The following is a 16,277-nucleotide window of genomic DNA, read 5'->3' on the forward strand; positions in this document are numbered from 1 at the left end:
AACCCGGAGAAACTGACCATGGCCAACAACTATCTCGCACGCAAGATCGACGACGACGTTTATGCCAGGCTCGATGCCGCCATCGACGCGACGGTGAAGGTGAATGCCGACCGCAACGACCGCGAGAGCCGCTTTCCGCGCGAGAATCTTCGCGCGCTAGCGGAGGCCGGCTGGACCGGTGTGCTGAACGAGCCGCAGTTCGGCGGGCTCGGCCTCTGCCATCTGGACTTCGCGGAAGCCGCCTACCGGATCGGGCAGGTCGATGCCTCCACCGGCCTGGTCTATGTCATGCATGTCGGTGCGGCGCAGACCATCAATCTGTTCGGTAACGCCGACCAGAAGGAGCGCTGGCTGAAGGCGAATAATAGCAGTCTGCTCGGCACCTATTCGACCAGCGAACGCGCCACCGGCGGGCACTGGTGGTACAATCTGTCCGAAGCCTCGCGCGACGGTGACGACTATCGCGTCAACGCGGAGAAGTCGTTCACAACGAGCTCGGGCCAGGCCGACTATTACGTGGTGCAGACGCGCACACCGGGCGCCAAGGATCAGGCCGACATCATCTTCTTCATCGTCGACGGCAAGGCAGAGGGGATCGAGTCCCGGCCCTGGGATGCGCTCGGCGTGCGGGCCAACCATTCCGGGGCGATCCGCTACAGCAATGTTCATGTGCCGCAACGCGACCGGCTCGGTGCCGAAGGGCAGGGCAAGGAGATCATCTATGACGGCGTGTCCCCGGTCTATCTGATCGGGCTCGGCGCGGTCTGGGAAGGCGTCGCGCGCGGCACGTTGAACGCTGCGATCGCCCACACCACGAGCTTCGTGCACAAGGACAGGAACAAGAGCCTGTCGGACTATCAGGCAATCCGCCAGGAGCTCGGCGCAGCCAAGGTGCTGGTCGAGACGCTGCGGCCGTGGCGCAACGAACTCGCGGGCAAGCTCGACGCGCTCTGGCGTGCCCGCAAGCCGCAAAGCGAAATCCTGATCCCGCTGACCGAGTTCAAGGTGCATGCTGCCGAGGTCGCCAACAAGGTCGCGGCGACGGCGCTTACGGTGACGGGCGGCTACGGCTATCACCGCGGTCCGATCGAGCGCGCCTATCGCGACGCCCGTGCAGCGATCGCGATGGGGCCCTCCAACGTCATCGCGCGCGACTGGATCGGAAAGTCGCTGGTCGGTCTGCCGCTGGAGCTCTTCTACGAGGGGGGAGAGTAAGTCGAATTTAGGGGAACCTTGCCAACCTTGGCGCACATGAGATGTCTCTCTTGTGGAATAGCTCTCCATTGCCGGTGGCGATGCTAGAGCATTTTCCGATCACGTTGCGTCGTAACCAGCCGCGACGAGATAATTTTGACATTCCTCGGGTGAGAAGCGTTTGAGCGCGCTGGCGATTGCTTGCCAGAGATCGGGCATGGTGCGCGCGGCCGCGGCGCGCAGCAGCGCCTTCAATTTAGAGAAGGCCATCTCGATCGGGTTGAAGTCCGGACTGTAGGGAGGGAGATAGAGCAGGCTTGCGCCGACCGCCTGGATGGCCTCTCGAATGCCATGGACCTTATGAGCGGGCAGGTTGTCCATGATAACGGTATCGCCGGGCCGCAGCGATGGGGCGAGCAATTGTTCGACGTAGGCCAGGAAAGCGTCGCCATCCATTGGACCGTCCAGAACAAGCGGCGCGATTAGACCGTTTGCGCGCAATCCAGCGGTGAATGTCGTCGTCTTCCAATGTCCATGTGGGACGGCCGCGCGACATCGCTCGCCGCGTGGCGAGCGCCCGTAAAGCCGCGCCATTTTGGTGTTGGCGCTGGTTTCGTCGATGAAGACGAGGCGCTCTGGGTCAAGATCGATTTGCCCTTCGAACCACTCCTCACGCGCGGCATTTATATCGCGGCGCCGTTGCTCGGCAGCGTGCGCTGTCTTTTTTTGAGTGTGATCTTTCTGCGCTGGAAGAAACGCCAGAGCGACGCGATGCCGGCCGATATGCCACAACGCTTCAATAGTTCTTGCAACTCGGCGAGCGTGATATCCGGCTTCGCTGTCACCGCGTCCAAGATCAACTGTGCATGTGCTTCGATGCGCTGCGATTTGCGGTCACCGCCCTGGCGTTTAGGAACGATGTCGCCAACTTCCTTGAGGCGACTGCGCCAGCGGATCGCGCTCGCCGCGCTGACACCAAAACGCTCCGCGGCCTGTCGACAGGACAAGCCACCGTCAATCGCGGCTACCACCCTCTGGCGAAGATCAACTGAAAGCGCCCTGGTCATACATGCTGACCTCCTTCGTCAGCATGTCCCTTGAATCTGACTCGTGCTGCTTTGGGAATCCCTACCGATTCATTCCCGTCGGAAAATGCTCTAGAGCGACCAGGAGGTGTGCTGTCGGGAGGTCGACGGTCTCGATCAGACCAGCGGCGTCCATGTCCACGGCAAGACTCCCGCCGTCTTCTCAAGGCGCTTTAAACGGAGCCTTATCTGTCGAATGGCAGCTAGGGCGGGTCCGAGATCAAGAGCGATCCTGTTGGCGATAATTGGATCCGCCATTTTGCTTCGATATTGAGGTCGATAAGGATATTCATCATCTCCTGCCTTCCCGAACTCGCTATTGAGGGCCTCCCGAGAGAGGGGCAGATGATGTAATGGCGCCATCGGGACATCCAGGATTCGGACAAAGGACCGGCGGGCGCCAGCGCTACGACTGTACGGTCCCCAGTCCGTCTGGCAGGAGGTCGGCCAGGGGCTCCTCGACGATGCCTGCGCTCGGCTGACCGGCCGTCACGAAGAAGACGGCTGTTGGCTCCGGGCGGCGTCGTGCCGCGCTTCGAACCTTCGACCGGCGAGCCCGCGCACGACAGGCTAATAGCGGAAATGCGATCGGTCTATCTCGCGAACGACGTGCCATCTTACCTCGACGAAAAGGCCAAGGTCCTGTTGTCCGAAGGACGCGAGATGTTCAGAAGTCTCGATCTGGAACATCGATGGTTGGTGCCGGAAGACCGGGACATGCACGTCTTTCTATGGAGAGGATCCCAAGCGACCGCGGTCTTCAGTGCAGCCTTGGCGATGGCCGGCCTCAAATCCGGCGTTCACGAACTGGGCGTTTCGGTCTCCAAGATCAAACAGGAGGAGCTTCGCCCGATCTTGGACAAGCTCGCGCAGATGCGGGAGATCGATTCCGAGGACGTCGCGGAATTCGTCGCCAACATCAAGGTCGGAAAGTTCAGAGAGCAGGTCCCGGAAGGATTAGCACGATCGCTCTGGGCCAAGCAGAACCGCGGCAAGATAGCGGACATATCGGCGATGGCCGGCGGCACGTAGCCGTCCGAGCTTTCGGCCGCGAGGGGGAGGGACAACAAAATCCATTAACTCCTCGCAAACGACATTGACGGCCATGTGCCGACTGGCGAGTCGGCTCGTCAGGACCTGCTGGATCAGATGTCGGCCGCGGATCGATGGCAAACGTCCTCCCTTGTTTGACTCCGAACTCTACGGCCTCCTTGTCGAGTTGAAGGGATTCCGTCACGTCGTCCGGCATCGGTATGGGTTTGATCTTGATCCGCGAAAAGTCGACAAGAACCTTGCTGGAGTACGCACAGCGTTTCCGGCGTTTGTCAAAGCCGTGACCTGCCTTGAGCGGATGACCGCTGGGCCGATGATGAGCCTTCTGCGTCGTCTTGCTCTCTCTGAAGGGCCTTGAACTCATACATCATGCAGCCGATGGTGCATCCGATATCGGACAGTCTTGGGCGTCAAAGTATTCTTCGATCTCACCAACCGCTCTCTGCTCCCATTCGTCGGCCTGTGTCAGCAATGAAATTCGTTGGACTGGGCGGAATGCTGCGGCTTGACGGCACAGCGAAGCTATTGCGCGGTAGCGACGCACGTTTTCAAGAATTGCCGATCCCGTCATGTTTGTTCTTCCCATTCAGCTTCGAGACGCGAACATGAGGCGGATCGATTTTCGATTGGTTAGCGGCCGGCTCGGAAAGCATCTATGGTTGGCAAATCGTTGCGATTTTGCCCCCCTCAACGCGGGACGTCAGCGGCGAGCGCTATCGGTAGTGATGCGTTGGTGCTGTAGAGTGCGTTCCGAAACATCCGGAGGTGCATCGCATGGCGATCGTATTCATTACCGGCAGTACGGATGGTCTCGGCTGGGCGGCGGCGCAGTCGCTTCTCGATCAGGGGCATCGGAGTGGTGCTACACGCGCGATGGCGTCGACCGGGCCGCAGCCCTCGGAGAGCTCGCGTTGCGCTCCGAACGAGTTGTGGTCGGGGACCTGCAGAGCGGCGCCGAGACGAAAGGCATCACGGACCAAATGAACGCGATCGGGCGCATGGATGCGATCATCCATTACGCGGGCGTCTACACACGGCGGAGTCGTGGTTCGACTCCAGAAGGCCATGCTGGAACGCTGGCGATCAATACTCGTGCACCCTACTTGCTGACGGCACTGATCGAGCGCCCCGCTAGACTGGTCTATCTCACCAGCGGCTGCATCGTGACGGGGAAGGCTCGTTGGATGACCTTGATTGGACCAAAAGGTCTTGGGATTCGGCCAGGGCCTATGCCGAGAGCAAGCTGCACCTCGTCGCGCTTGCGTCCGCGCTGGCGCGACGCTGGCCAAGCGTCCTAAGTAACGCGGTCGATCCAGGCTGAGCGCGCACGAAGATGGGTGGCGCGGGCGGCCCGGTAGATGTCGAAACGGGTCAGAAGACGCAAGCCTGGTTGGCCGTGAGCGACGATCCGGCCGCGCTAGTTAGCGGCCGCTACTGGCATCAACTCCGGCGACAGGAGCCGGCCAATGAGGCGACTGATCCGAGCTTCCAGGACGAACTCATCGATAAGTTGGGCAAGCTGACCGGAGTTAAACTACCGGCGTAGGTAACCAGCTTGGATCTGCTCTGGGGCAAAACCGCCCGCGGCGAACCTATTGCCTGCACTTGAAAAAATACTGAAAAAATTCCTTGATTTTGGCGTGTCGCCGGCGCCGTCGAAGACTTGCTCGACAGCCGTTTTGGCTGGGCGGCGGGAGTCGTAGAAGTCCATGCGGACGCGGTGGTTCGCCCAGCGCTGGTCGAAGATTGCTTTAGGCATTGGGAACCGCGCTTTGGCTTTGAAGATACGTTTGAGGATCTTTTTATTGTGCAATGATACGTAAACAGATCTAAGCCTTGACGAAGTTGGCAACAAATGATACCTTTGCGTATCTTAGAAAAAAGATGCGTAAACAGATCATGGAACGGAACTCGGAAGCAACCCAACAGCTAGGACGCCTCCTCCGGGATGCAAGAAAGCAAGCAGGCCTAACTCAAGAGCAGGTGGCCGAACGTGCGGGCATTTCCCGGCCGCGTTACCGCGATATTGAGCAGGGCAACGCCGCTGCGCGGGCGACTACGCTGGTTAACGTCGCGCGCGCTCTCGGCATGGAGCTAATGCTGATCCCACAGGCCATGGTGCCCGGCGTCAACGCACTCCTTCGGCCGTCCGAAGACGAGGACCGACCAGCGTTCACCACCGATATGGATGATGATGATGAGCACCCGGGTCCGCGCCCCTAACACCATCCAGTCGCTGGACGTGTTCCTTCAAGACCTCAAGGTCGGAACGGTCGTGCGTACGCCAGGCGATTTCAATGCCTTCAGTCTCGATCCGGCCTATCGAGCTATGGCGAAGCCCCCGATACTAAGCCTCTCGCTCCGCTCCGCCGATGGTGGCCTTCGCAAGGATCCGAAGCCCGCAGCACACATGCTGCCCGCGTTCTTCGCGAATATGTTGCCCGAGGACAAGCTTCGCGAGGCGATGGAAAAGCACCACGCGGGAACAGTGAGGCAAGGAAACGATTTCGACCTCCTGGCGGCGCTTGGCGAAGACCTGCCAGGTGCAGTGCGCGTCGTGCCGAGCGACGGTAGCACCACGATAGCCGTTCAAGCCAATCCACGTGAGATCAAAGCGCGGTTTTCCTTGGCCGGAGTTCAGATGAAGCTCTCCGTGATGAAAAACACGGGCAAGGGTGGCGGGCTGACTTTGCCTATCGGCGACGAGCAAGGACAGTACATCGCAAAATTCCCCTCGACCAATCTTGTCGGATTGTCGGAAAACGAATTCGCCATTTTGGCGCTCTCCGAAATCCTCGGAATGGATGTGCCGGAACGCGAGCTTGTCGAAAAATCCGATTTCGAGGGAATTCCCGAAGAATTCAATACGCTGTCGACCGGCAAGTTCTTGCTGGTGAAGCGGTTCGACCGTGGGCCCAAAGGTACCCGAATTCACATCGAAGACTTCGCTCAGATCTTTGGTCGGCAGCCATCCAAAAAATACGATGACGCATCATACCACGACATCGCCTCCGCGCTGAACGTGGCGGTTTCGACCGACGCCGCACTCGAATTCGTTCGCCGACTGGCACTTGCCGCACTTGTCGGCAACGGCGACATGCACTTGAAGAACTGGTCCACAATATACCCAGGTGATGGTTGCACTCCGGCCATCGCCCCCGTGTACGACGTCCTATCAACCACCGCTTATTTTCCGAAGGACGATATGGCGCTCTCTTTGGGAGGAGAGAAATCCTTCAAAGCGCTTACTCCGGACCGCTGGCGAAAGTTCGCCAATCGCGCCCGGCTACCCGAACCGGCGGTCATCTCGGCCGTCGAGGAGGTCGTATCGTTGGTGAACGACCATTGGTGGCAGCTCCCAGAGCGGGAAGTCGTTCCGGCCGCTGTTCTTAGTAAGATCGATGCCAAAATCGAGGAGATGAGCCCGGTTCTAGATCCCGGCCACGTTCCGAGGCCCTCCCTGGCTAACCACTGAGGTTGGTGCTGCCCAGATCTAGATCCGCGGTCGCGCTGATTGCGCTTCTGAACGCTCCACATACTTTGCGTAGGCCCGGCGGATTCGGTTGTCGTCGTCTCCGCCGGTGTGGATCTTTTCACTTCGTTCCCCAAAGGCGGCGACTGCAATGGCCGTATCGAAGACGCCTTCCACGGTGTCGCCGTCACAAAAGGGGATCGCGACTGCCCCGAGATACTCGTCCCGCTTCCGCTTCTCGGGCCCCCACATCTCGTATTTCAGCGAAACCAGCACATGGATGACGTCGTCTTCGACTGCAGTCGGCTCGATTGCATAGAAGCGGTGGTCGCTTCCACAAACAAGATCAAACTGAATTGGCTTGGCGATCTTCTTCACAAAGTAGGCTGCAATATCGGTGGCTCTCATCGTCGGCACTCCTGTTGCCGAAGATTCTATGACCGCATCCTGCAAGACGCGAGCGAGGGAAACACGTCGGCGATATGAAGCTCGGTTCAAAACGCGGCGGAGTGTCGAGTGCTTTGAAGCCTTTGTAAACCGCCAATTCGAGGATCGCGGTCGCAGGATCAAGCGCAATACACGACGCGAGCGCCTTTGCTGTTCCATCGGCCGCCGACCTTGGAACGCGCCCTCGCCATTGTCCGAAGTCGACGCAGAGCGTGCCTGGTCGAGACGCCAAGCGATGAGCCTACCGCCTCCTAATCGCTCTGTAGAAGGCGTCATGCATAGACGCCGTATGCGAGGCGTTTGAGGTACTGTTCAACGAGTTCGATGCCCACCGGAGGGGCAAGCAGATCGATCGGGCGGCGCTGGTCAAGACCGATGGCTGGACGCTCGAGCCACTGCTCTGCCTCTTCCTGCGAACCGAACACGTCCGTGGCCTTGGCCAGGATTTCGGCAAACCTCCAGGTCCGCCCACTTTGCTCCTGGCTGAGCGGCTTTTCTGGAGCACCCCTGCGTCGCTGAAAGGTGCGAAGGCTCATTCCGAGGGCTTTTTCCAACGAGTCCACTTGAATGAAGAGGAGGTGACTGACCAAGCGGGTCAGCGCGGAGCCGGGCAGGCCGTCCGGCAGCAGTTCGTGGGCGTCCAGGGTGCTCGTGATGCGGCGTGACAGGATGCGCGGCCGCCGAGCAAATCGGCCACCTTCCGGAGATCATTGCCTGGCATCTTTGGAGCCGGGGTCTCGGCTGCAGCAGTCATCGTGGCCTCGCGACATGCGTCGTATAATAGAGGTCACCTGTCGCGATTAATCAACCGTAGGTCTCTATCGCAGTCGGGTGAACTTGGTTGATCTGCTTTTTCGACAGTCATGAAGACCAGAAGAAGGAAATCGCCGCTGGTGGGCCCGGCAGGACTCGAACCTGCAACCAGACCGTTATGAGCGGCCGGCTCTAACCATTGAGCTACAGGCCCCGCCACTGAAAGGCGGCGGCGCGGCATGCTGGCATCGTTACAGGTTGTCTGCCGCTCCGGCAAGGTTCAGTCACGCTTCCGCGCCCGCGCTTTGGACTTCTCCGCTTCCCGTTCTGTAGCTCGAAGCGTCAATTCGGTCCAAGGGCTTGCTTTGGCGCAGTTATCATGTGTCCTTATGAAAACGAGCGACGTGCGTAGAATCAGCAGGCCGCGCCGGCGCGGAGTCAAAAGAGAGGCTTTTCCAACCCAGCGAGCTCTTCACTGGTGGTGAGGGGGCGATTAGGCTTCAGCGTTCCTTTTGACAAACCTTGGTATAGGTTTGACAGCCCATCCTATATTACCCACTCACCTTTGTAGAGTTGAGCATCCGTCAGGTCGATTCTACTTTCGACATTGAAGCTGGATCATACGAACGAGCGATCGAAGCGAAGCCTTGAGCTGGCTTGATTCCTTGCTGGAAGTCGTTGTGTTCCATCAAGGCCTGAGGACGAAACTACATGGAAACAGGTGAGCCCAATTCCACGTCTTGAGGCGGGCCGCAGGCTACTTAGGCGCAAAAAAGACATGGATGTTTAACTTGGGAAATGCTCCGCAATTTGAGGTCGCGGTCAGTGACGAGAAGGGCAGGGCCGATGTTCATCCAAGCAACCACGATGTAAGAGGCGCAGAACTGAGCTCCCTGGTTGGGAGTATGTCCCTTTGGATCAGGTGTTTCCAGTTCCCAAATATTACGCGCATTAGCCGCGGGTAGCGCGACCTGCTCGCGAATTTGCGTTACCTTGAATGAGAGTTGAGATGGCATCTACCGAACTTTTCATCAAACGTCCGGTGTTGTCTGTCGTCCTCAGTCTCCTGATCCTGCTGATCGGACTTCGCGCGGCCACCGTTCTGCCGATCCGGCAGTATCCCAAGCTGTCCAATACGGTCGTCAATATCACGACTTCCTATCCTGGCGCCTCCGCCGACATGATCCAGGGGTTCATCACCGCTCCCCTGGAGCAGGTCGTCGCTTCCGCTGAGGGCGTCGACTACATCACTTCTTCATCGGTGCTCGGTAAGTCGACGATCCAAGTCTACATAAAGCTGAATTTCGATCCCAACGAGGCGCTCACCGAGGTGCTTTCTAAGGTCAACTCAATCAAATATTTAATCCCGAAGGAATCAAACGATCCAGTCGTCACTAAGGCAACGGGTCAGGCCACCGCTGTCATGTATATCGCTTTCTCCAGCGAGGAACTGACGGCCAGCGCGATTTCCGACTATCTCTCGCGAGTCGTGCAACCGGTTATGTCAACCGTTGACGGCGTCGCCGCGGCAGACATCTTGGGCGGCCAAAGTCTTGCGATGCGGCTATGGCTCGATGCTGCGAAAATGGCAGGGCGCGGCGTCTCGCCGGCTGATGTTTCGGCTGCAATCGCCGCCAATAACTTCCAGGCGGCGGCCGGCCAGACCAAGGGATATTTCACGATCTCCGACGTCACGGCAAATACCGATCTACGGAGTGTTGATGAATTCAAGCGCATGATCGTCAAAGCCATTGATGGGGGCTTTGTGCGCATTGAGGATATTGCGACAGTCGAGCTTGCAGCGCAGACCGCAGACGTCAGTGTGGCCATGAACGGCGAGCATGCGGTCTTCATCGGCGTGCAGGCGGGCCCGCAAGGAAATCCGCTGAATATAGCGCGAGGCGTTCGCGCGCTGTTTCCAGAAATGGAGCGTAACCTGCCGCCATCGCTAAAGATGAAGGTGGCCTACGATTCAACGAAATTCATCCAATCGTCGATCGACGAAGTGGAAAAGACGCTCATCGAGGCCATCGTGATCGTGATGGTGGTGATCTTCCTGTTCCTGGCCTCGCTGCGATCGGTCATCATTCCCGTCGTCACCATTCCGCTGTCGCTCGTTGGCGTCTGCAGCATAATGCTGGCGCTGGGGTTTTCATTCAACCTCCTGACGCTCCTAGCGATGGTGCTCGCGATCGGTCTTGTAGTCGACGACGCGATCGTCGTGGTGGAGAATATCCATCGTCATCTAGAAGAGGGGCGGCCGCCCCTGCAGGCCGCCACGAGGGGAGCGCGCGAGATTGTGGTCCCCGTTGTCTCCATGACGATTACGTTGGCGGCCGTATACGCCCCCATCGGCTTTCTTGGTGGCCTCACCGGTGCGCTGTTCCGCGAGTTCGCGTTCACGCTGGCCGCGGCGGTGATCGTGTCTGGCGTGATCGCTTTGACGCTGTCGCCGATGATGTGCTCGGTCTTTCTAAAGAGCGCCGAGGAGGGGCGGTTTGCGAGATTCGTGAACCGCGTGTTCGCTGCCATGACATGCTGGTACGGCCGCAAGCTCGATCGCTCGCTCGACTATCGCCCAATTACCTGGCTGTTTGCGCTGACCATGCTGGGCCTCGTCGGCTTTCTCTACATGCATTCGTCCAAGGAACTTGCACCCGAGGAGGATCAAGGTATCGTATTCGCACTAACGAAGGCGCCGAAATATGCCAATATTGACTATCTCGACTATTACGGCGCCAAGCTCGAAAGGGCATTCCGGAAGTTTTCCGAGAGACCGATTTGACCTTCGTGCTCAATGGTAGTAGCGGCTCGCAAGCAGGCATGGCCGGAATGTTGCTGAAGCCATGGGACGAGCGTAAGCGATCATCGATCGTGCTTAGGTCCCTTGTTCAAGCCGAGCTGTCCAAAATCGAAGGTATTAACGCATTTGCTTTTAACTTGCCGGCACTTCCGGGCGGATCGGACGGCCTACCGGTGCAGATGGTGATCAATTCGACGCTGGGCTTCCAATCCGTCTATGAGCAGATGTCGAAACTGAAGGACGCCGCGCGCAAGAGCGGTCTGTTCATGATCAGCGACTCTGACCTCGAGTTCAACCAGCCGGTGGTGCGAATCAAGGTCGATCGGTCCAAGGCTAACGATCTTGGCATCACCATGCAGAATATCGGTGACGCGCTCGCCATCCTACTTGGCGGAAACTACATCAATCGCTTCAATCTGCAAGGCCGGTCCTACCAGGTGATCCCGCAGGTGCCGCGCGAGAAACGCATGGCTCCGGAAGCGATTGGGAACTATTATGTAAAGACAGCGACGGGCTCGATGCTTCCGCTGTCTACCGTCGTCTCGGTCGAGACTGCGACTGATCCGAACGCGCTCACCCACTACAACCAGCTCAACTGCGCGACCTTTCAGGCCGTGCCGATGCCCGGGGTCACGATCGGTCAAGCCGTGGACTTCCTGGAGGCGGAGGCAAAGAAGCTGCCCGCAGGCTTCAGCCACGACTTCCTTGCCGACGCCCGGCAATATGTGCACGAGGGTGACCAACTGGCCATCACCTTCGCATTTGCACTGATCGTCATATTTTTGGTGCTTGCGGCGCAGTTCGAAAGTCTGCGCGATCCCCTCATTATTATGATCAGTGTACCCATGGCAATTGTCGGCGCCTTAATACCGGTATTCTTTGGCTGGGCGACGATGAACATCTACACTCAGGTCGGGCTGCTGACGCTCGTCGGTTTAATTTCCAAGCACGGGATCCTGATGGTTGAGTTCGCCAATGAGGTGCAGCTCAAGGAGAGACTTGATTGTCGCTCGGCGATAGAGATGGCGGCTCGCGTCCGACTTCGTCCAATCTTGATGACGACGGCGGCGATGGTCACAGGCCTGGTACCTTTGTTGACGGCAACAGGAGCTGGCGCCGCGAGCCGCTTCTCGATTGGGCTGGTGCTCGTCGCGGGCATGTCTATCGGCACGCTGTTCACGCTCTTCGTCGTGCCGGCGGTCTATGTCGCGATTGCCTCCGATCACCGTTTCGATGCGAGTGCCGGTCACGCGAAGAAGGGCCCCAAGTTCGACCTCACCAGCACTGCTGAGGCCCAGCCGGCCGAGTAATGACGCTAAGATCAGGCCGGATTGACCGATTGCTGCTAGGCCAGGGCGTTACTCGCAACGCGGTGATCTGACGCGCCCGAAATTCGTGACGGGACCAAAGGACGGTCCCTCGCGGCTGCGCTCCTCTCGACCTATCGTTCGCCCGCGGCAAAAGACTATCATTTCAAGGTGTCGGCGTGGCGAACGGCCTGCATCGAGATCTTCGCGCCATTGCTGCCGAGATTGGTGCGAATCGGACGCTCGAAGAACACGTCAACAATCCGCTGTTGCTTCGCCACGATGAATTGCCGACGTTTACCGCAGCCGAACGTTGGCTCACTGCGCCGGGGCCCGGAGAGAAACAATGCGTTCTCGAGAAAAAGGCAGCTCCTCCATCATCCAAATTGCCCCTAAAGGAGAATTTATTTGCTTTCATCTGACCGCGTTGAATTGCTAGCTGAACGAGATGAACTCCAGTCTGATCCGCCTTAGCGTGGCTGCCGACACGTGTAATTCTGTGGGGTTGGAGAACTGGTTGTCCGCACTTATACGGATGCCGACGCAGTTGCGGTTTCGATACGAAGACCATTGGTGGAGCAAACTGAGGCGCATGCTGAGTGATTTAGTTAGGTGGCGGGAAGTACAGCGCCGCTTTTTGTTGCACAACTGCAGCCCATAACAGGGAGCAAATGTAGAAGCTCTGCACTTGACCACGGCCAAGGCAGCGGGAGCTCGTAAGCGAGTGGTCAGAATCTTTCGCAATCCTGAAGACCAATGTTTACGTCTGATTCCCCGAAGGGATTGGACGCCATCTGGCGTGAGAAAGTTAAGGAAATGCCTGGGTTTGATGCTTCTATCTGGTTCCTGGCCGCAACGACGTGTTTTGCGGCTTTCGTAAACGGAGCCATCGGCTACGGTTTTTCGTCGCTCACTGTGCCGCTTGCGCTGATTTTCTACACCAATCGCATTCTCAATCCTGCCATTGTCATCGTCGAAGTCTTCGTCAACGTTTACGTGCTCCTCATCAATCTGAAGGGCGTACCGGCGGTTTGGAGACGCGTGTTTCCCATCTTGGTTGGACTCTTGCCAGGCATTGCGCTTGGCGGCTATGCATTGGCTTCACTGCAGCCGGGCTGGATCAAATTCGCCACCTACACGATCATTCTACCTTTGATCCTGCTGCAAGCCGCCGGTTGGCGCCGCCCTATCGAAGCAAGCTGGCTGATCGGTCTGCCATTCGGAGCGATGCTGGGCATCCTCTATTCGGTCACGACTATTTCCGGCCCGCCCTTGGCGATGCTGTTTAACAACCAAGGCCTGGTCAAAAACGAATTTCGCGCCGGCCTTGCCCTGGTGCGCGTGGCGGAATCGAGCGTGACCGCTTTCGTCTATTACAAGCTCGGTCTGTTCATTTCCGAAAGCGGCAGTCTTCTCCATGTCTTAGTACCCAGCGTTGCGCTCGGCATCCCGCTGGGATCCTACGTCATTCGCCGACTTGATCCGGAGATATTTCGACGCATCTGCATGAGCTTCGATGCTTGGATCGTGGGCTTTGGTTTGTCACGGGTTCTGATCGAGCTCAATCTAGTGCAGAGCGCATGGGCTTATAGCGTGCTAGCGGCGACGATATTGATCGATCTTTGGTTGCTATATTCCTTCCTTACCACGCGCCGTTCGAGCTGGTCTGAGCGGCGACCTCGGCAAGCTGCGGATATAAGCGCTTGAACGATGCCAGCGGGCGCCTTGATGTCGAAGGCACCCGTCCTGGACCTGGCCAAGCGATTGCAGAGCTCATTGATGTGCTCGCGACACCGCGCTGGCCCTTTTCGGGGTCGACAGGAACGACATGGACATCCGGTTGATTGCTCCAAGACAACCCAACGCACGGGCCAGATATCCAAAATCAGAGGAAAACCCAGAACATTTCGAGGCTGATGTTCTCGCCGTTTCACTCGAAATGGTGGTGATCTTCGTCAGTGCACACTACCCAGAAAGAGCGGATCACCCGAAATACGAAGACATTTGGCACGGCATAGGGAATCACCAGCCTGAAGCTGGAAATAAATGGAATCTCACAAGTATCGGACCGACATTGACGGCTTGCGCGCGACCGCCGTCCTATCGGTCATCGTCTTTCACTACGGCTCAATCGTCCCCGGCGGGCTTTATCGGCGCAGATGTCTTTTCGTCATCAGCGGGGACTTAATTGCGTCCGAGAGATCTCTGCGCGCACGTTCAGCCTGCTCAGCTTCTACCATCGTCGCATTCGGCGCGATCTCTCCCAGATAACGAGGTGGCAATTCGCTGAGCTCATTGGGCTGACGGAAGCGCTTGCGGAGAAGCCAGACGCAAGGCCCGAGGCGTCGCGCACGCCGCACGAATGAAGGAGTCCTTGGCCTTCGCGACAGTGCCGAATAAAGCTAGGTGTTGATCTGTAAGCCCGCTCTCGTGATGCTCGTTGTATTGATCTTGCAACGCAGTGCGGTTGCTCATGATGAGAGCTTCCAGATTGGCTGAAAAGTTCTGTCATAAAAACTGACGACCGTGTTCGAGGTAAGTCAATACGGGCAGGACGCGTTGGGCTTTGTATGTTTTGCGACAAGGATCCGTGAACGCTGCGCTTCCGACCGTCGGTTACCAGCAAGGACGATTGTCACTCGTAGGGCTAGTCTATCCCAGAAAGATTGCGCGACACGCCGGATGGAGCTCGACAATCACTTTCATTTGGCGTTTGCGCGCCAGGACCTGGGCCAGTTTTGCGACGGCATCGCATTTGCAGAGATGAAGATGGTCAACTTGAGCCCTTCATCATCGAGCTTCGGGCCGCTTGCAGGCCTCGCGCACGGGATGAAAGGCGCCGCGCTCGCGAGCCCGCCCTCTCAGGAGTGCCTGTGATACCATCTTCCAATTGGTCTGCCGGCCTGCTCGGGACGCGGCTCGCATTTTTCGTGGCGGGCTTCGGCCTCGCGGCCTGGGCGCCTTTGGTGCCGCTCGCGAAGGAGCGGCTCGGGGTGGATAACCGCGTGCTTGGTCTTCTGCTACTCTGTCTCGGAGCGGGGTCCGTCATCGCTATGCTTTCGACTAGTGTGTCGAATGCGCGCTATGGCAGCAAGCCCATCATCATCGCGGGTGGGCTTGGCATCTCGCTCATCCTGCCCTGGCTTGCAGTGGCCGGCACACCTCTCAGCCTCGGTTCCATGCTGTTTGCTTTCGGTGTTTCACTTGGTTCGATCGATGTAGCCATGAATATTCATGCGATCGAATTGGAGCACGCCACTGGACGTCCATTGATGTCCGGCTTCCACGCCCAGTACAGCATTGGCGAATTCACCGGCTCTGCCGCGGTGACCTCGTTCCTTTCGCTGCAGCGTGGCCCGTTTATCTCGACGTTGGTCTGTTCGGCCATAATGATGATCGCGATTATGTCAGCTTGGCCGCGGTTGCTCGCCATGAGTTCGAGACGGCAGGAACCGTTGTTTGTCTTGCCCAATCGCAGTGTGTTGCTAGTAGCCGTACTCGCGGCTATCACCTTTCTCGTCGAAGGTGCAATGCTTGATTGGAGCGCTTTGCTTCTCGTTGGACAAGGCCTCCTCGCAGAGGCGCACGGAGGCCTTGGTTGTATGCTCTTCTCAATTGCGATGGCCGTAGGCCGTCTCAGCGGAGATACCATGGTAGCTCGATTCGGCGACCGTGCCACATTGATGCTCGGGACCGTGCCAATCTTGACCGGTTTCTTGGCCGTGGTGGTCGCGCCGATTGCGTTGATTGCCATGGCGGGGTTCCTGCTTATTGGATTGGGCATTTCAAATGTTGTACCCGTACTGTGTCGACGCGCCGGCAAACAGAAAGTGATGCCCGTAGGCGTTGCGATTGCAGTCATCACCACAGCCGGGTATGCGGGTATACTGGTCGGTCCCGCCAGCATCGGGCTCGTCGCACACATGGTCGGCTTGCCGTTGGCGTTCGCGATGTTAGGCGTGCTCATGTGCATCGCGACGCTGTCGGCGCGGAAGGTGATGGCAGAGTCTCTCTAAGCGTCGGGCCAGAGGAAACAGCGACGCGCGTCGAGCTAATGACCGGTCGCGAGGCGGCGTTCGTGCCGAGCGTCGATAGCTCGCAACTTGATGGGTGTAGAACAGCACGTCGATCATGCCTCTGTCCCTGCAAGTCGGCTGGCTGAG

General features: G+C 58.2%; 15 protein-coding genes, 1 tRNA gene and 5 pseudogenes. 13 read left to right on the forward strand and 8 right to left on the reverse strand.

The features are described 5' to 3' along the window. The first annotated feature begins 18 nt into the window (after window positions 1–18). Window positions 19–1,215 carry an acyl-CoA dehydrogenase family protein gene (locus tag ACVW1C_RS27165; protein WP_456761016.1) on the forward strand — a complete coding sequence of 399 codons (1,197 nt, stop codon included), beginning with the start codon at window positions 19–21 and terminating at the stop codon, window positions 1,213–1,215. A 99-nt stretch (window positions 1,216–1,314) separates the two neighbouring features. On the opposite strand, the gene ACVW1C_RS27170 is transcribed toward ACVW1C_RS27165, so the two are convergent. Continuing rightward, window positions 1,315–1,986: an IS630 family transposase gene (locus ACVW1C_RS27170; RefSeq protein ID WP_456761017.1), complete on the reverse strand. Its 672-nt coding sequence runs from the start codon at window positions 1,984–1,986 to the stop codon at window positions 1,315–1,317. Then, window positions 1,878–2,261, reverse strand: coding sequence for an IS630 transposase-related protein (locus ACVW1C_RS27175; protein WP_456761018.1), 384 nt, complete (start codon window positions 2,259–2,261; stop codon window positions 1,878–1,880). The genes ACVW1C_RS27170 and ACVW1C_RS27175 overlap by 109 nt, the downstream gene beginning before the upstream one ends. 409 nt (window positions 2,262–2,670) lie before the next feature. Between ACVW1C_RS27175 and ACVW1C_RS27180 the strand changes: the two are divergent. The 3 genes and pseudogenes from ACVW1C_RS27180 to ACVW1C_RS27190 form a co-directional block, all read left to right on the forward strand. After that, window positions 2,671–2,853, forward strand: a pseudogene (locus ACVW1C_RS27180) (hypothetical protein); the annotation flags it as partial. After that, entirely contained in the window at window positions 2,787–3,311 is a 525-nt protein-coding gene (locus tag ACVW1C_RS27185) for a DEAD/DEAH box helicase (RefSeq protein ID WP_456728347.1), read from the forward strand. The pseudogene ACVW1C_RS27180 and the gene ACVW1C_RS27185, both read left to right, overlap by 67 nt. Before the next feature lie 73 nt (window positions 3,312–3,384). Beyond that, entirely contained in the window at window positions 3,385–3,690 is a 306-nt protein-coding gene (locus tag ACVW1C_RS27190) for a ribonuclease toxin HepT-like protein (protein ID WP_456761019.1), read from the forward strand. A 9-nt stretch (window positions 3,691–3,699) separates the two neighbouring features. On the opposite strand, the gene ACVW1C_RS27195 is transcribed toward ACVW1C_RS27190, so the two are convergent. Beyond that, window positions 3,700–3,903, reverse strand: a complete 204-nt coding sequence (locus ACVW1C_RS27195) for a hypothetical protein (RefSeq protein ID WP_456728346.1) — start codon at window positions 3,901–3,903, stop codon at window positions 3,700–3,702. A 203-nt stretch (window positions 3,904–4,106) separates the two neighbouring features. Between ACVW1C_RS27195 and ACVW1C_RS27200 the strand changes: the two are divergent. Next, window positions 4,107–4,878 (forward strand): annotated as a pseudogene (locus ACVW1C_RS27200) (SDR family oxidoreductase). Here the strand turns inward: ACVW1C_RS27200 and ACVW1C_RS27205 are convergent. Next, window positions 4,867–5,091 (reverse strand): hypothetical protein, encoded by a 225-nt coding sequence (locus tag ACVW1C_RS27205; protein WP_456761020.1) that lies wholly within the window; start codon window positions 5,089–5,091, stop codon window positions 4,867–4,869. The pseudogene ACVW1C_RS27200 and the gene ACVW1C_RS27205 sit on opposite strands and share 12 nt — an antisense overlap. Before the next feature lie 140 nt (window positions 5,092–5,231). Between ACVW1C_RS27205 and ACVW1C_RS27210 the strand changes: the two genes are divergently transcribed. Continuing rightward, on the forward strand, window positions 5,232–5,555 hold the full coding sequence (locus ACVW1C_RS27210) for a helix-turn-helix domain-containing protein (protein WP_456763188.1): 324 nt from the start codon (window positions 5,232–5,234) through the stop codon (window positions 5,553–5,555). Next, on the forward strand, window positions 5,530–6,807 hold the full coding sequence (locus tag ACVW1C_RS27215; RefSeq protein ID WP_456761021.1) for a type II toxin-antitoxin system HipA family toxin: 1,278 nt from the start codon (window positions 5,530–5,532) through the stop codon (window positions 6,805–6,807). The genes ACVW1C_RS27210 and ACVW1C_RS27215 overlap by 26 nt, the downstream gene beginning before the upstream one ends. 18 nt (window positions 6,808–6,825) lie before the next feature. Here the strand turns inward: ACVW1C_RS27215 and ACVW1C_RS27220 are convergent, their stop codons facing one another. The 4 genes and pseudogenes from ACVW1C_RS27220 to ACVW1C_RS27235 all read right to left on the reverse strand — a co-directional run bounded on the left by ACVW1C_RS27220 (window position 6,826) and on the right by ACVW1C_RS27235 (window position 8,218). After that, the gene (locus ACVW1C_RS27220; RefSeq protein ID WP_456761022.1) at window positions 6,826–7,212 is read right to left on the reverse strand and encodes a hypothetical protein; all 387 of its coding nucleotides are present in this window, start codon (window positions 7,210–7,212) and stop codon (window positions 6,826–6,828) included. A gap of 103 nt (window positions 7,213–7,315) precedes the next feature. Then, window positions 7,316–7,527 (reverse strand): annotated as a pseudogene (locus tag ACVW1C_RS27225) (RES family NAD+ phosphorylase); the annotation flags it as partial. Beyond that, window positions 7,524–8,005 (reverse strand): annotated as a pseudogene (parS, locus tag ACVW1C_RS27230) (type II RES/Xre toxin-antitoxin system antitoxin). The pseudogenes ACVW1C_RS27225 and parS, both read right to left, overlap by 4 nt. A gap of 137 nt (window positions 8,006–8,142) precedes the next feature. Then, window positions 8,143–8,218, reverse strand: a tRNA-Ile gene (locus ACVW1C_RS27235). A 795-nt stretch (window positions 8,219–9,013) separates the two neighbouring features. Here ACVW1C_RS27235 and ACVW1C_RS27240 point away from each other — a divergent pair. The 6 genes and pseudogenes from ACVW1C_RS27240 to ACVW1C_RS27265 all read left to right on the forward strand — a co-directional run bounded on the left by ACVW1C_RS27240 (window position 9,014) and on the right by ACVW1C_RS27265 (window position 16,130). Continuing rightward, window positions 9,014–12,117 (forward strand): annotated as a pseudogene (locus ACVW1C_RS27240) (efflux RND transporter permease subunit). 176 nt (window positions 12,118–12,293) lie between these two features. Beyond that, the gene (locus ACVW1C_RS27245; RefSeq protein WP_456761023.1) at window positions 12,294–12,536 is read left to right on the forward strand and encodes a hypothetical protein; all 243 of its coding nucleotides are present in this window, start codon (window positions 12,294–12,296) and stop codon (window positions 12,534–12,536) included. 361 nt (window positions 12,537–12,897) lie between these two features. Continuing rightward, window positions 12,898–13,821 carry a sulfite exporter TauE/SafE family protein gene (locus ACVW1C_RS27250; protein WP_456761024.1) on the forward strand — a complete coding sequence of 308 codons (924 nt, stop codon included), beginning with the start codon at window positions 12,898–12,900 and terminating at the stop codon, window positions 13,819–13,821. A 121-nt stretch (window positions 13,822–13,942) separates the two neighbouring features. Then, the gene (locus ACVW1C_RS27255; RefSeq protein ID WP_456761025.1) at window positions 13,943–14,302 is read left to right on the forward strand and encodes a hypothetical protein; all 360 of its coding nucleotides are present in this window, start codon (window positions 13,943–13,945) and stop codon (window positions 14,300–14,302) included. A 494-nt stretch (window positions 14,303–14,796) separates the two neighbouring features. Further along, the gene (locus ACVW1C_RS27260; RefSeq protein ID WP_456761026.1) at window positions 14,797–14,991 is read left to right on the forward strand and encodes a hypothetical protein; all 195 of its coding nucleotides are present in this window, start codon (window positions 14,797–14,799) and stop codon (window positions 14,989–14,991) included. Next, on the forward strand, window positions 14,991–16,130 hold the full coding sequence (locus ACVW1C_RS27265; RefSeq protein WP_456763189.1) for an MFS transporter: 1,140 nt from the start codon (window positions 14,991–14,993) through the stop codon (window positions 16,128–16,130). Before ACVW1C_RS27260 ends, ACVW1C_RS27265 begins: the two co-directional genes overlap by 1 nt. Window positions 16,131–16,277 lie beyond the last annotated feature (147 nt).

It is taken from the genome of Bradyrhizobium sp. USDA 4011, assembly GCF_054063415.1.